Origin of the sequence: Neobacillus sp. WH10 (assembly GCF_030123405.1) — a bacterium.
In the GTDB taxonomy this organism is placed as follows: domain Bacteria; phylum Bacillota; class Bacilli; order Bacillales; family Cytobacillaceae; genus Neobacillus.
This window is the reverse complement of sequence record NZ_CP126110.1, coordinates 4,222,928-4,236,585: the sequence shown is the minus strand read 5'-3', so window position 1 is coordinate 4,236,585 and position 13,658 is coordinate 4,222,928. Positions and strand designations below refer to the sequence as shown.

Here is a 13,658-nt window from a genome sequence, read left to right as displayed (position 1 = left end):
AATTCAGAAAAGTTGTAAATAATGGTAGTAAAAAGAGAGGGAGAGATTCCTATGATACAGGTTAAGCTATTTGACAGAGAACATGAGAAAGACTTGGAAAAGGAAATGAATCGGTTTTTAAGAGGAATAGATGAAAAGAGTCTGCTAGATATTAAATATAATGTAGCAGCGATGACCGAGGAGGAAGAGGAAGAACAGATTTATTGTTTTTCGGCGATGATTATTTACAAGGCCTGATTTTACATCAGGCCTTTTTTGCAGACAAGGCAGCATTAGACCCTGCAAGTCTCCCCGTCACAAGGGCAGAGGTTATATTATATCCGCCAGTGTAACCATGAACATCTAGAATTTCACCACAAAAATATAAGCCATTCATTAATTTTGAACCCATCGTTTGCGGTTCGATTTCTTTCACTGACACGCCTCCGCCAGTCACAAACGCTTTTTCGAGCGGAAGAGTACCATTTACTTTGATTGGGAATTGCTTGCAGCTTTTTGCAAAACTGCGAATTTTTTCATTAGAAATGGTGCCGCCCTGTTCAGATGGATCGATACCATTTTGTTCTATTAGGAATAGTAGATACCGTTCAGGAACTAGTCCTTTTAAAGTGTTTTTAATACTTTTCTTAGGCTCACTTTTTACAAGTTTGCCGATTCTTTGAAAAATCTCTTCTTCCTTTTGATCTGGCAGGACATCGAGGATCATTGTTACTTCTTTAAGATTCCATTTTTTCATCGCTTTCACAACAAACTGGCTGCAGCGAAGAACCGCAGGCCCGCTGATGCCAAAATGGGTAAACAGCATATCCATTCGATGAGAGATAATTGCCTTGCCTTTTGGATTTAATACAGTTAAATTAATGTCTCTTAATGAGAGTCCTTGCAGCGTTTTACTTTTAATAAACGGTTCACTGGATGTAACGGGCACTTCGGTTGGGAACAGCTCCGTAATCGTGTGTCCAGCATTTTCCGCCCAGGCATAGCCATCCCCGGTCGAACCTGTATGGGGAACAGACTTTCCGCCAACGGCAATCACAATCGACTTTGCGCCAATTTTTTGTCCATCCTTTAACATAACAGCTGAAACATGTCCATTTTCATAGATGACATCAGCAACAGGACAATTTTTAAAGATCTTTACTTTTAGCTTTTCCAATTGTTCTAAAAGTGCATCAACAACTGATTGAGCTTTATTTGAAACTGGGAACATCCTTCCGTGATCCTCTTCCTTTAAAGCAACTCCCAGTTTTTCAAAAAACGTAATAATATCTTCATTACTAAAGATAGAAAAAGCACTATATAAAAACCTCCCATTCCCGGGCAAGTGCTTAATTATTTCTTCGACAGGCAGGCGATTTGTCACATTACAACGTCCGCCGCCGGAAATCGCTAGCTTTCGGCCAAGCTTGTCCCCTTTATCAATTAACAGTACCTTTGCACCTTTTTCACCTGCAGCAATTGCTGCCATTAATCCTGATGGGCCGCCGCCGATTACGATAATATCATATTCCATATTTCCACCAACTTTATATTAATCGTCACTTCATTATAAACAATTCTTGTGAAAATAAAACGAAAACTGCAGGTTTCTTGATAAAAATTAATTGGTTGTGAGTAGCGTCCAAGAGAAAGAAGTTGTAAACTACTAATAGTGTGCAAAAAAAGTCGAATTTTTTGAAGCTGCGCACGTATTTCTTCGGGTAGGAAGGGATTTTATGCAATCTAAGCTTTTAAGAGGAACATTTATATTAACATTCGGAACCATCTTCTCAAAGGTGATTGGTTTAATTTACGTTATTCCATTCTTTCAAATTGTCGGTAGGGAAGGGACAACCCTTTATCAATATTCCTATGTTCCCTATACCATTTTTATAAGTATCGCAACAGCCGGTGTACCGCTAGCTGTTTCAAAATTTATTTCAAAATATAACGCCCTTGAGGAATATGCAGTTGGCAGGAAACTGTTTAAATCGGGTTTAGTGATCATGCTGCTAACAGGGATTATGGCCTTTTTAGTAATGTATCTCGCTGCACCTACATTAGCTGAAATGAGTGTAGGCGATGAAAAGGCAAATTTAGATAATGTCACGACTGTTATGCGGGCTGTCAGCTTTGCGTTGATTGTTGTTCCGTTTATGAGTCTCATTAGAGGATTCTTTCAAGGGCACCAATCAATGGGTCCGTCCGCACTCTCACAGGTAGTAGAACAAATCGTAAGGATTGCCTTTACCCTTTTAGGTGCTTTTGCTGTCTTACATATTTTTCATGGAACGATGGTAACAGCCGTTAGTGTGGCTACGTTTGCTGCCTTTATTGGCGCAATTGGCGGCCTCATTGTTTTATTCTGGTATTGGTACAAAAGAAAACCTTATTTAGACGAACTACTTACACATGATAAAGGGACAATTGATATTTCGCTTAAGGAAATTTATAAGGAAATCATCATTTATGCCTTTCCGTTTGTATTAGTAGGGATTGCCAACCCTTTATTTCAGGCGATTGATCAATTTACCTTTAAGCAGGCCATGGAAGCTATTGGGAAAAAGGAATTTGCGGAATCCTTCTTTTCTATTTTGAATTTTGAATCCCATAAGATAGTAATTATTCCTGTATCACTAGCAACGGCCTTTTCACTAACACTCGTACCAAGTATTACGAAGGCCTTCGTTGAAGGGGAAAGAGCAAGCCTAAACCATCAGTTAAATCAGACATTTCAGGTGCTGCTATTTTTAACTTTACCTGCTTCCATAGGTCTTTCATTATTGGCAGAACCTGTTTATACGGTGTTTTATCAACATGATTTAATAGGTACTGAAGTGTTAAGAGCATACGCACCTGTTGCCATTCTCTTTTCCTTATATTCTGTCACCGCAGCAATATTACAAGGAATCAATGAACAGCGATTTACGGTGTTAAGTTTACTTGTTGGCTTGTTAATAAAATTGTCCCTTAATATTCCGTTAATTAAACTGATGGAAACAAGAGGGGCTGTTTTAGCGACAGCACTTGGATATACTGCAGCAATTCTCATCAATTTGATCGTAATTAAAGCATACGCACGCTATCCATTCCGACTAGTTTGGAGGAGGAGCCTGCTGATTATCATTTTTGCGGGATTAATGTGGGTAGGCACAGAAATAATGTATAAAATATTATTGTTATTCCTTTCACCTGCATCAAAGATTCAATCTGTTTTGATTATTTTAATATGTGCTCTAGTCGGTGCTGGAATATATTTTTATTTTGGCTTAAAATCAGGACTTACCACTCGCTTATTCGGAGATAAAATTGATCGTTTATTGACAAAACTAAAGCTGCCAAAAAGGGGTGGAAGTATTGAGAATTGATAAGATGCTAGCCAATCTCGGCTACGGCAGCCGCAAGGAAGTTAAGCAGCTGCTGAAAAATGGAGCTGTTAAAATAGACGATGTTGTGGTCAAGGATGCTAAGCAGCACGTCGATATTGCTAAACAATCCGTTACCTTAAATGGCGAAGTGATTGAATACAGGGAATTTATTTATCTAATGATGAACAAGCCGCAAGGAGTGCTGTCTGCGACTGAAGATAGTGCTTGCGAAACGGTGATTGATTTATTGGAGCTAGAGGACCTAGTGTATGAGCCTTTCCCGGTCGGCAGGCTAGATAAGGATACAGAGGGATTACTGCTTATCACCAATGACGGACAATTGGCTCATCGTTTGCTTTCTCCTAAAAAGCATGTGCCTAAGACCTATTTTGCTGTAATTGATGGGGAAGTAACAGAAGCGGATATTGATGCCTTTAGTCGAGGGGTGACCTTGGACGACGGTTACGAAACAAAGCCAGGCGAATTGAAAATCTTAAAATCTGGTATCCGTTCCGATATTGAGCTAACCATCACGGAAGGCAAATTCCATCAAGTAAAAAGAATGTTCCAAGCCGTTGGGAAAAGGGTTGTATACCTTCAGCGGATCTCGATGGGACCTCTTGCATTAGATGAAACACTCGAGCTTGGTGAATACCGGGAATTAACAGACGAAGAAGTTGAATTATTGAGAGAGTATCAAGTGAAATAGAGGAATTTTTGAAAAAGCAGCTAATTTTAGCTGCTTTTCATGTTTTTTAAGCCATTTTTGTGTTTACCCCCCTTGTTAGACTCCTATTTAATACCTCTTTTTTAAAATTTTTTCCTACTACCTAGCTAGAATAGAAGTCTATCGACGAATTATTGAGTTCTATCAGCGAATTTCAGGCTCCTTTGAGAAAAGTTCAAGGGTCTAGCGGTGAATCTGCATTTTCTAGGGATGCGGCTGCTAATTAATATAAATAAAAAAGGACAATGCATGAAGCCTTGTCCATTAACGAGCGGTTGCAATTATTATGCCTGTAAGAAGGATTTCAACATCCAATTATGTTTAGTAAGTTTGCCAATTAAGCCAAGGAACATATCGCTAGTTACTTCGTCATTATTTTGTTCCGCTATTTCCATTCCAGCTTTTAATTCATCAATGATTAAAGAAAAGTCATTAACAACTGTCTGAACCATTTCTTCTGCCGTTAATTTTTCATTCGTTTCTTCAATCGAAGCAAGTTGAAGTGACTCTTTTAAAGTTGAAATGGGGCTGCCGCCAATTGCTAGTAATTGTTCTGCAAATTCATCAATTGTTGCTGCTGCTTCCTCGTATAGTTCCTCAAATTTAGCATGTAAGGTAAAGAAGTGTGGTCCTTTCACATACCAGTGAAAATGATGTAATTTTGTATATAATACGTTCCAGTTTGCAATTTGATGGTTAAGTGCTCTTTCAATGTTCATTTAGCATTCCTCCTATTTTCTATCTATATTAATTATAACATATATTATTTTAAAGTAAATATTAAATTATAATAATTATAAACAAGGCGATAAAACTCATTATTCTATGTTTGAATGGTGCCTATTTTTGATTCAACAAGGTGTCTAAATTAATACCTGGTTCAAAATAGAAGCGGTGTATAAATGCTTCCTCCACTCTCAGAATAAACCGAGGCCTTTGGATATTTTTGAGTATTCTTTTTGAAAAAATAAGTAACCAATTATCACAATGGGTACTATAAAGCTTAAATAGGTTTAGGATATGAAGGGGGAACGAATCATGAAACTTACACATGAGCAGGCGATTGAGTTACACGGCTTTAATAACCTGACCAAGTCGTTAAGCTTTAATATGTATGATATTTGTTTTACAAAGACAAAGGATGAGCGGGAAGCCTACTTGAAATATATTGATGAACAATACAGTGCAGACAGACTGCAAAAAATTTTACGACATGTCTCAGATATCATTGGTGCGCATGTATTAAATGTGGCCAGCCAGGACTTTGAACCAGCGGGGGCAAGCGTGACGCTGTTGGTATCAGAGGGGCCGGTTGCAAATGCACCGTCAGAATCATTTGAGGAATCTCCGGGACCGCTTCCTGAATCGGTAGTGATGCAGCTAGATAAGAGTCATATAACCGTTCATACATACCCGGAATTTCACCCCGATGAAGGAATCAGTACATTCCGAGCGGATATTGATGTCTCAACCTGCGGAGAAATTTCACCACTGAAGGCACTTCACTATTTAATTCGTTCGTTTGAAACCGATGTGATGACGATTGATTACCGTGTTCGCGGTTTTACAAGGGATAAAACGGGCCACAAGCTATTTATTGACCACGAAATCAACTCGATTCAGAATTACATACCTGAAGATGTGGGGGAATTATTCGATATGATAGATGTCAATGTTTATCAGGAGCATATCTTCCACACAAAATGTAAGCTGCGCGAATTTGATTTAAATAATTATTTGTTTGGTTATACAAAAGATAAGCTGACTCCCGATGAACATATAGAGATTACAGAGAGATTAAAGATCGAGATGGATGAAATCTTTTATGGGAAAAATATTGTTTCTTAGAACACATGACTAAGTTAGGCCTTATTAATAAAGTGGCTTCGGGACCGAATAATAGTCAGAATCGAGAATTCGGTTCCGTAAAGGGCTTCTATCTAACCGAAACAGGTTCAGTAGCAAGAAAACGGTAACGTAGAAAGAGTCTACGTTACCGAAACAGGATAAGAACCAAAAAACGGTCACGTAGAATGGAATACGTGACCGAACACTTCAAGAAATAGAGAAATCAAACAATTAATAAATATTTTAATGATTCAACAAATGATGCAGCATTCTATTTTTATCATCAAAAAATTGTTTCATAATTCGGTAATGATTCGTTTCTTCAAGTATGCTTTCTATTATTCCCTCTTCGCTAAATTCAAAAATTTTTGCTTCTGGATATGCCATGATGATAGGTGAATGGGTAGCGATAATAAATTGGGAATTTTCGTTAACCAAGTCATGAATCCTTGTTAGCATCGACATTTGCCGTAGTGGTGAAAGGGCGGCTTCAGGTTCATCTAAAATATATATTCCGCTTCCACCAAAGCGATGAAGAAACGTAGCAAAGAAAGCCTCTCCATGTGACTGTTCATGCAGGGATACACCACCGAATGAATCAATTACTCTACGACCCCTTCCTTCCCTGTCCATTTCCTCAATGCTTGAAGCAACATTATAAAAGCTTTCAGCCCGTAAGAAAAATCCATCCTTTGGTTTATCAATCCCTTTGATTACTTTGAGATAGTCTCCAAGAGGAGAATGCGAATCATAGGTTGAAAAATTGAAATTAAAGGACCCGCCTTCTGGGTTAAATCCTAATGCAACCGCGATAGCTTCAAGCAAGGTGGATTTACCCATACCATTTTCTCCAATGAGAAAGGTTACACTAGGATGAAAAGATAGTTCGTCTAATGTCTTTAAACTGGGTAGGTTAAAGGGATATTTATTAAAAGAAGGGACTTCATCTCTCTTGATCTGGATACTTCTTATATATTGAGTGGATAACATTATAACGGCCTCTCATTTTTCTGATTTTAAATAATTGTAACATGAACTTTGTCGGAATTGCTCAAGCACTGTTATCTAGCGGCCAATAAACAAATCTTTTGAATGAAAAGCTATGTTTACGGTGACTTTACTTAGTATGTAGAGTCACCTTTTTAATGCTTGACATGAAACCAAATGGTGTTATATATTTTTAAAGTGAAACCAAATGGTTTCGTGTTTTTACGAAAAAACTTTTAACAGGAGCATTCATAATGGAAAATCAAACACAAACATTACCAGACATTAAACACACCCTGGTATACAATGCACCAATTTCGAAAGTGTGGAACGCTGTTGCAACCTCGGAAGGATTAGCGGCTTGGTTCATGCCAAATGATTTTGAGCCAGTTGAAGGTCATGAATTTCATCTAAATGCTGGCCAATTTGGGATGTCTCCATGTAAGGTAACAAAAGTCGACCCGCCTAACAGCCTTTCATTCAATTGGGGAAAAGATTGGACACTTACATTTGAATTAAAAGAAGTTGATGGAAAAACAGAATTTACCCTTATTCATGGCGGCTGGGATGCAAATAAAGTTACAGAATTTGGTGCTCCGCATACGCCAATTCGCGAAAACATGAATATGGGCTGGACAGGTCTTGTGAAAAAATTACAAGAATATGTTGAGGCTTAAATGGCTGCTTCATCAGTAAAGCATGATGTCTTTCAAGCCATCGCTGATCCAACAAGGCGAAAGCTCTTGAAACTGTTAAGCAAGGAAGAAATGCCTGTTACTGCTATTAGTGGACACTTCCCAATGAGCCGGACTTCCGTGTCAAAGCACCTGCGTGTTTTGGCAGATGCAGGATTAGTGAAGGAACGGAAAGTCGGCAGGGAAACACGGTACAAGCTCGAGCCGGAACCACTGTATGAATTAAAAGACTGGCTCCAGTATTTTGAACTATTTTGGGAAAATAAGCTGACTGCACTGAAACTTTTTGTAGAGTCAGATAAGCAGGATATCTAAATCATAAGGAAAGTTACCTGAGCCAGGCTAAGCGCCTGGCTTTTGGCTTACAATAATAAAAGGCCAGCAAAAATTGCTGGCCTCTATTAACTTCTATGATTAAGCAGTAACTTCATTAACTCTAGTTTTTCTATTTATAAAGGAGAGAATAATGAGAATTCCAAGGATTACAATACAAACAGATGAACCAATTACATTATTTGGATTAAACATAAATCCAATAAAGATAACACTTAAGGAAATAATCGCAAAAATGGTTGTATATGGGAACCACTTTACTTTAAAAGCAGGCTGATTTTTGTAGAGTGGTCGTAGTTTTAACTGTGCGGCACAAATACTGATCCAAAGGATCATGACAGTAAAACCCGGGATGGACATGAGATAGCTGATGACCTGGCTAGGTGTTATATAAGCTAAGTAAACAGCTGCTAAAATACAAACACTCGTAATCATAATCCCTGTTATTGGAATACCCTTACTAGATACTTTTGCTAACCCCTTTGGTGCAACACCACTTTGAGCCATTGAATACAATGTTCTTGATGTGGCATAAATTCCGGAATTTGCCGCCGATAGAACTGCAGTTAAAAGGACAAAGTTCATAATATGTGCTGTTCCAGGCAATCCAACACTACTGAACACCTGGACGAACGGACTGTCTGCACCTGTGACCTTGTCCCAAGGCATGATGCCGCAAATGATAAGGATTGGAAAAATATAAAAAATGATAACGCGCCAAACGGCACCTTTAATGATTTTCGGCAAAACTCGTTCAGCATCTTTTGTTTCGGTAACAGCTATCCCGATTAATTCGGCTCCGCCGTAAGAAAACATGACAACTAAAAATGCACTGAATGTTCCACTTATTCCGTGTGGGAAAAATCCGCCATGTGCTGTGTAGTTTGACAATGGATCCTCTATGCTACTAGGAATTACACCAAAAAGAAGTAGACATCCTAAGATAATAAAAGCAACTAAGGCAATAATTTTAATGCTGGCAAACCAAAACTCAAGCTCCCCGTAAAATTTCACTTGAAATAAATTGATTCCTACAATAACAATCGCACAGAGAAAACTTAATAGCCACAATGGGATCGAAGGAAGCCAAAATTGCAGAAAACTTCCAGCCGCTAATAATTCAACGACGGTTACAATTGTCCAATTGATCCAGTAAAGCCATCCGACAAGGTAAGAAACTTGAAATCCAAATGCTTTGTTTACGAGATGCTGAACATTCATATTGGGAAAAGCAAGTGCCATTTCTCCTAATGCCGCTATAATAATAAAAAGCAAAAGCCCCCCAATTAAATAAGCAATCACCACACTAGGTCCAGCAATACTTAATGTATCTGAGCTCCCTTTAAAAATTCCTGTTCCAATCATACCAGCCAAAGCCATAAACTGGACATGCCTTGGCAATAATCCTTTTTTTAAGTCCTGATGACTATTCTCCATGATGTTTCAACCTACTTTTCTTTTTTACTTAGACGCTTTTAAGCACTAAAGTATTTTTATACTAATATATCATATTTTTCAAAAGTGTCAATCAGAGTAGTAGTTTTTAATTAATATAAATATTTTTTGCCTTAAGGAAACTTTATTGGGGATGGCGAATAAACTGTTTTAAAAGAGGAGATGATTCACTCGTGATTGCTACCCCTAGAATGAAACGGAGAATTTATATTTATACGTATGTTTTTAAAAAGCTTGGGATCATAAATGAACAAGAGTATAACCAAATCATTAATTTTTCTCCATTAAATGAGAAGCGGTAATGTAATTTTTGACAAACAAAAGCACGCGAAGGTTGACCACCGCGTGCTTCTTTATGCATAAAACTCTTCAATTTTTGTACTAAGATGACATCTTCACTTTCTTCTGTGTAGTCGTCCATTTTCCGCGGCTTGGGCTTATAACCAAGTCATTATAGGCTAAGACATTTAAATCTCGTTGTATGGTGCGAGGAGTGATACCAAATTCCTCTACAAGTTCCTGAGTCGTGACAGTGCCGTTATTGCGAATAAACATGTAGATACATTTGATGCGGTTTAACATCCGGTTAGTTGAAGGTTTCAAAGAACCACTCCCTATCCTTTTTTCAAACCTATGGCTTAATCCCTCTACCGACAGCCTCTTTGAAGAATACTCTTCAAGAATATGTAGTTTCTTTTCCGCGCAGCCATCTCCTTTTTTTTGGATCGATGTAGTGAGTACATAGATGTCATACATCTAACTTTATTGTACCCACAATTTCTGAAAATTTCTACCACAATACTAAAGTTTACAAAATAATCTTCATTTTTTTTAATAATTGTTCGGATTATTGCCTCTTTTATCATTCTCTTACTATAGGATATGGGATAAGGTGTTTGGTTTATGATAATTATTTGAATTTTTAGTAAAAATGATTAATTTATCTAACACATTAGTTATTAAAGTTAAATTGCTAAGATATTTGCAAAAATGCTATTGTAAAAGAAGCACATATAGATTGGAGGTCATCACAATTGACAGAGATTAATTGGATGAGTGAAGTAGAAAAAAGAAAAGAGTCCTTAATTAAGGATACACAGGGATTATTACATATTAAAAGCCTCTTAGATGAGGAAAATACTTCTGCTGAGGCACCGCTTGGACAAGGGGTGAAGGAAGCACTTGATTTCATGCTTAATCTAGGTGAAAAAGATGGATTTACTCCGAAAAATGTTGGGAATCTTGCAGGTCACTTAGAGTTTGGCGAAGGAAAAGACCTGTTAGGAATTCTTTGTCATGTGGATGTTGTGCCTGAAGGGGATGGCTGGACAAGTGACCCATTTGGAGCGGAAATTCGTGATGGAAAAATTTATGCCCGCGGTGCACTGGATGATAAAGGGCCGACAATGGCAGCATATTATGCGATGAAAATTGTAAAAGAACTTAGCCTGCCGCTTAAAAAACGTGTTCGCATGATCATAGGAACCGACGAAGAAAGCAATTGGCGCTGTGTGGAGCATTATTTTAAGCACGAAGAAATGCCGACTTTAGGATTTGCGCCTGATGCTGATTTCCCGATTATTAATGCGGAAAAAGGGATTGCTGATTTTGATATGGTACAGAAAGAGTCAGAAGAAAGTGCAACTGAGGCCAATATTAAGGTTAAGAGCTTTTTTTCTGGAAAAAGATACAATATGGTTCCAGATCATGCCAAAGCAACCATCCTTGTCAAGGAACACCAAGATGATGTGGTTAAGCAATTTATAGCTTTTATGAAAAAAGTTGAATTGGAATATAATTACCATGTTCAAAACGAAGAACTAATTTTAGAAGTAACTGGCGTTTCTGCACATGGCATGGAACCGAGAAATGGGAAAAATGCCGGTTTGTTTTTAGCTGAGTTTCTATCTAAGCAAGCATTGGATGCGAAGGCTGCACATTATTTCCAATTCGTTTCTCGATACTTCTTTGATGATTCAAGGGGTGTAAACCTTGGTGTTGACTATTCGGACGATATTTCAGGAGAATTAACGATCAATCCCGGAAAGCTGCTCTTTACGTCTGAATCTGGCGGAAGAATTGGGTTGACATGCAGATACCCTGTTACAAACAAAATGGAATCGACAAAAGCAAAATTAGATGACCTTTTACTAAATGAAAGCTTCGCGATTGAAAACTTTTCTGACTCAAAACCGCATCATGTGGATGAAAAAGAATTCCTGATTCAAACCTTGAAAAAGGTATATGAGGAACAAACAGGGGAAGAAGCAGAGTTAATTGCGATTGGCGGCGGTACTTACGCTCGTTCTTTAAAATCTGGAGTCGCATTTGGCCCGTTATTTCCTGGTAGACCAGATATTGCCCATCAAAAGGATGAATATATGTATATTGAAGATTTACTAAAGGCAACAGCTATTTATGCACAAGCTATTTATGAATTAGCCAAAACTGAATAAGTAAGTCGAAGGGGAATGGGAGTATGACATTTGCAATTTTAAACGGAAAGCTGATCAATCGGTCAGAAGCAAAAGTAGATATAGAGGACCGCGGATACCAATTTGGTGATGGGGTGTATGAGGTTATTCGTGTCTATAATGGAAAAATGTTTACTGCTAAAGAACATTTGGAGCGTTTTGTTAAAAGTTCTGACAGTATTGGCATTTCTTTCCCATCCACACAAGAGCAATTAAAGAGTTTACTTGAAAAGCTTATTCATAAAAATAAGCTTCAGCTTGGGATTATTTACATGCAGCTAACCAGGGGTGTTGCTCCTCGTAATCATGCGTTCCCATCTGAGGAAGTAATGCCAGCCCTTACAGCTTATACGAAGGAAATTGCACGACCTGTTGAGAACATGAAAAATGGTGTGAAAACTATTTTGACTGAAGATATCCGCTGGCTGCGCTGTGATATTAAGAGTTTAAATTTGCTGGGCAATTTATTAGCAAAACAAAAAGCCACTGAAGAAGGTGGTTATGAAGCAATTCAACATCGCGCTGAAAATATTACAGAAGGAAGCTCTTCAAATATCTTTATAGTAAAAAATGGTGTAGTCATCACACATGAATCCGATAACCTCATTTTAAAAGGAATTACTAAAGATGTGATTTTAAAGGTATGCTTTGAAAATAATATTCCTGTTGAGGAACGGGCATTCACGCTTGAGGAATTAGCAGGTGCAGATGAAGTGTTCCTATCCAGTACCGTTTCTGAGGTCATGCCGATTGTCCAAATAGGCGATAAAAAAGTAACCGAAGGTCTGCCGGGCCCAATTACTAGAAAGCTGCAAGAACTGTTCGAACAAGAAATTGAAAACCATTGCGGGAACCTATAAAACTAGGTGTCAAGCACCATGTGAATTTTTCACATGGTGCCTGACACCTTTTTCGACATTTACACCTTTCTTATTGGAGTTGTTAATAACTTTCATTGGGCTTCTTCTCTCAACTATCAAATACTTCTCTTGTAATAATGAAAATAAAAGCACATTGTAGAAATATCGCCAAATTATCCGTTTGTTAATAGATACAATTTGGGAAAAATAGACTAAAATTAAGTAAGATTCAATAAACAATCGGGCTTTTACGGGCAGTTGATCTCATTTATCCTTATTTGTTCCCTAAAAATCTTGAAGTGAGGGTCATACGGCCCGTTAATACGGGATAAAGGAATGAAAATACTATGGAACAACGAACACATTATTTCTTAGCAGTAAGAATTCCTGAAGAAACGAAACGAATCATGAAAGCCCATATTGAAAAAATAAAGGAAGTCCACCGTTTTAGCCGGTGGGTACATTATCAAGACCTACATATTACATTGGCTTTCCTAGGGCCAGCTAATCCCGAAAAATTGGCTGCGGCAGAAATCAACGTAGAAGATGTTTTAAGCGATACGAAAGCATTAAAATTGAAAATAAACAAACTGGGAATTTTCGGTCAGGAAGATTCACCTAGGGTTCTATGGGCAGATACCGAGGAAAGCACTGAGCTTAAAGCCATTAGAAAAAAGGTGTTTTCAGCCAGTGAGAGGGCTGGTTTTCAGTTGGAAACAAGACCATTCCGCCCTCATATCACAGTAGCAAGGAAATGGACCGGAGCCCATCCATTTCAAATGGAGCAGTTAGAGATTTGGAATAAGCTGCAGCCTGAACCACTTCCATTTCAAGCAAGTGAAGTTGTTTTATATCAAACACATCTAAATAAGACGCCTAAATATGAAGCAATTACACTTTTTCCTTTACAAACATAATCAAAGGTTGGTTTT

The 13,658-nt window shown here is 38.0% G+C and carries 14 protein-coding genes; 9 read left to right on the top strand and 5 right to left on the bottom strand.

The window, feature by feature from the left end; genetic code table 11:
* Positions 1-51: 51 nt before the first annotated feature.
* Positions 52-237, top strand: coding sequence for a sporulation protein Cse60 (locus QNH20_RS20720; RefSeq protein WP_283919851.1), 186 nt, complete (start codon positions 52-54; stop codon positions 235-237).
* A 7-nt stretch (positions 238-244) separates the two neighbouring features.
* On the opposite strand, the gene QNH20_RS20715 is transcribed toward QNH20_RS20720, so the two are convergent.
* Positions 245-1,513, bottom strand: coding sequence for a BaiN/RdsA family NAD(P)/FAD-dependent oxidoreductase (locus tag QNH20_RS20715; RefSeq protein WP_283919850.1), 1,269 nt, complete (start codon positions 1,511-1,513; stop codon positions 245-247).
* 202 nt (positions 1,514-1,715) lie between these two features.
* On the opposite strand from QNH20_RS20715, the gene QNH20_RS20710 reads away from it, so the two are divergent.
* Complete coding sequence (locus tag QNH20_RS20710) at positions 1,716-3,347, top strand: putative polysaccharide biosynthesis protein (protein ID WP_283919849.1); 1,632 nt, start codon at positions 1,716-1,718, stop codon at positions 3,345-3,347.
* Positions 3,337-4,056: a pseudouridine synthase gene (locus QNH20_RS20705; RefSeq protein WP_283919848.1), complete on the top strand. Its 720-nt coding sequence runs from the start codon at positions 3,337-3,339 to the stop codon at positions 4,054-4,056. The genes QNH20_RS20710 and QNH20_RS20705 overlap by 11 nt, the downstream gene beginning before the upstream one ends.
* Before the next feature lie 302 nt (positions 4,057-4,358).
* Here the strand turns inward: QNH20_RS20705 and QNH20_RS20700 are convergent, their stop codons facing one another.
* Positions 4,359-4,793, bottom strand: a complete 435-nt coding sequence (locus QNH20_RS20700) for a Dps family protein (protein ID WP_283919847.1) — start codon at positions 4,791-4,793, stop codon at positions 4,359-4,361.
* Positions 4,794-5,112: 319 nt separating this feature from the next.
* On the opposite strand from QNH20_RS20700, the gene speD reads away from it, so the two are divergent.
* A complete protein-coding gene (gene speD, locus QNH20_RS20695) occupies positions 5,113-5,922 on the top strand; it encodes an adenosylmethionine decarboxylase (RefSeq protein WP_283919846.1) in 810 nt (269 codons plus the stop codon).
* Positions 5,923-6,165: 243 nt separating this feature from the next.
* Here the strand turns inward: speD and QNH20_RS20690 are convergent, their stop codons facing one another.
* Positions 6,166-6,912: an AAA family ATPase gene (locus tag QNH20_RS20690; RefSeq protein WP_283919845.1), complete on the bottom strand. Its 747-nt coding sequence runs from the start codon at positions 6,910-6,912 to the stop codon at positions 6,166-6,168.
* A 251-nt stretch (positions 6,913-7,163) separates the two neighbouring features.
* Here QNH20_RS20690 and QNH20_RS20685 point away from each other — a divergent pair, with 251 nt between their 5' ends.
* Both QNH20_RS20685 and QNH20_RS20680 read left to right on the top strand, forming a co-directional pair.
* Positions 7,164-7,586 (top strand): SRPBCC family protein, encoded by a 423-nt coding sequence (locus tag QNH20_RS20685; protein ID WP_283919844.1) that lies wholly within the window; start codon positions 7,164-7,166, stop codon positions 7,584-7,586.
* Positions 7,587-7,919, top strand: coding sequence for an ArsR/SmtB family transcription factor (locus QNH20_RS20680; protein ID WP_283919843.1), 333 nt, complete (start codon positions 7,587-7,589; stop codon positions 7,917-7,919). It begins immediately after the preceding gene.
* Positions 7,920-8,018: 99 nt separating this feature from the next.
* Here the strand turns inward: QNH20_RS20680 and QNH20_RS20675 are convergent, their stop codons facing one another.
* Complete coding sequence (locus tag QNH20_RS20675) at positions 8,019-9,374, bottom strand: amino acid permease (protein WP_283919842.1); 1,356 nt, start codon at positions 9,372-9,374, stop codon at positions 8,019-8,021.
* Positions 9,375-9,773: 399 nt separating this feature from the next.
* Positions 9,774-9,995, bottom strand: a complete 222-nt coding sequence (locus QNH20_RS20670; protein WP_007086548.1) for a DeoR family transcriptional regulator — start codon at positions 9,993-9,995, stop codon at positions 9,774-9,776.
* Between the two features lie 431 nt (positions 9,996-10,426).
* Here QNH20_RS20670 and pepV point away from each other — a divergent pair, with 431 nt between their 5' ends.
* From pepV to thpR, 3 genes are all read left to right on the top strand, one after another.
* Positions 10,427-11,848, top strand: a complete 1,422-nt coding sequence (gene pepV, locus QNH20_RS20665; protein WP_283919841.1) for a dipeptidase PepV — start codon at positions 10,427-10,429, stop codon at positions 11,846-11,848.
* Between the two features lie 23 nt (positions 11,849-11,871).
* Positions 11,872-12,726 carry a D-amino-acid transaminase gene (gene dat, locus QNH20_RS20660; protein ID WP_283919840.1) on the top strand — a complete coding sequence of 285 codons (855 nt, stop codon included), beginning with the start codon at positions 11,872-11,874 and terminating at the stop codon, positions 12,724-12,726.
* A gap of 347 nt (positions 12,727-13,073) precedes the next feature.
* Positions 13,074-13,643 (top strand): RNA 2',3'-cyclic phosphodiesterase, encoded by a 570-nt coding sequence (gene thpR / locus QNH20_RS20655; protein ID WP_283919839.1) that lies wholly within the window; start codon positions 13,074-13,076, stop codon positions 13,641-13,643.
* The last annotated feature ends 15 nt before the right edge of the window (positions 13,644-13,658 follow it).

What these genes read in the sequence shown, in the direction of transcription:
- QNH20_RS20720 (WP_283919851.1), top strand. Translation starts at nt 52, where the DNA reads ATGATACAGGTTAAGCTATTTGACAGAGAACATGAGAAAGACTTGGAA.
- QNH20_RS20715 (WP_283919850.1), bottom strand. Translation starts at nt 1,513, where the DNA reads ATGGAATATGATATTATCGTAATCGGCGGCGGCCCATCAGGATTAATG.
- QNH20_RS20710 (WP_283919849.1), top strand. Translation starts at nt 1,716, where the DNA reads ATGCAATCTAAGCTTTTAAGAGGAACATTTATATTAACATTCGGAACC.
- QNH20_RS20700 (WP_283919847.1), bottom strand. Translation starts at nt 4,793, where the DNA reads ATGAACATTGAAAGAGCACTTAACCATCAAATTGCAAACTGGAACGTA.
- speD (WP_283919846.1), top strand. Translation starts at nt 5,113, where the DNA reads ATGAAACTTACACATGAGCAGGCGATTGAGTTACACGGCTTTAATAAC.
- QNH20_RS20690 (WP_283919845.1), bottom strand. Translation starts at nt 6,912, where the DNA reads ATGTTATCCACTCAATATATAAGAAGTATCCAGATCAAGAGAGATGAA.
- QNH20_RS20685 (WP_283919844.1), top strand. Translation starts at nt 7,164, where the DNA reads ATGGAAAATCAAACACAAACATTACCAGACATTAAACACACCCTGGTA.
- QNH20_RS20680 (WP_283919843.1), top strand. Translation starts at nt 7,587, where the DNA reads ATGGCTGCTTCATCAGTAAAGCATGATGTCTTTCAAGCCATCGCTGAT.
- QNH20_RS20675 (WP_283919842.1), bottom strand. Translation starts at nt 9,374, where the DNA reads ATGGAGAATAGTCATCAGGACTTAAAAAAAGGATTATTGCCAAGGCAT.
- dat (WP_283919840.1), top strand. Translation starts at nt 11,872, where the DNA reads ATGACATTTGCAATTTTAAACGGAAAGCTGATCAATCGGTCAGAAGCA.
- thpR (WP_283919839.1), top strand. Translation starts at nt 13,074, where the DNA reads ATGGAACAACGAACACATTATTTCTTAGCAGTAAGAATTCCTGAAGAA.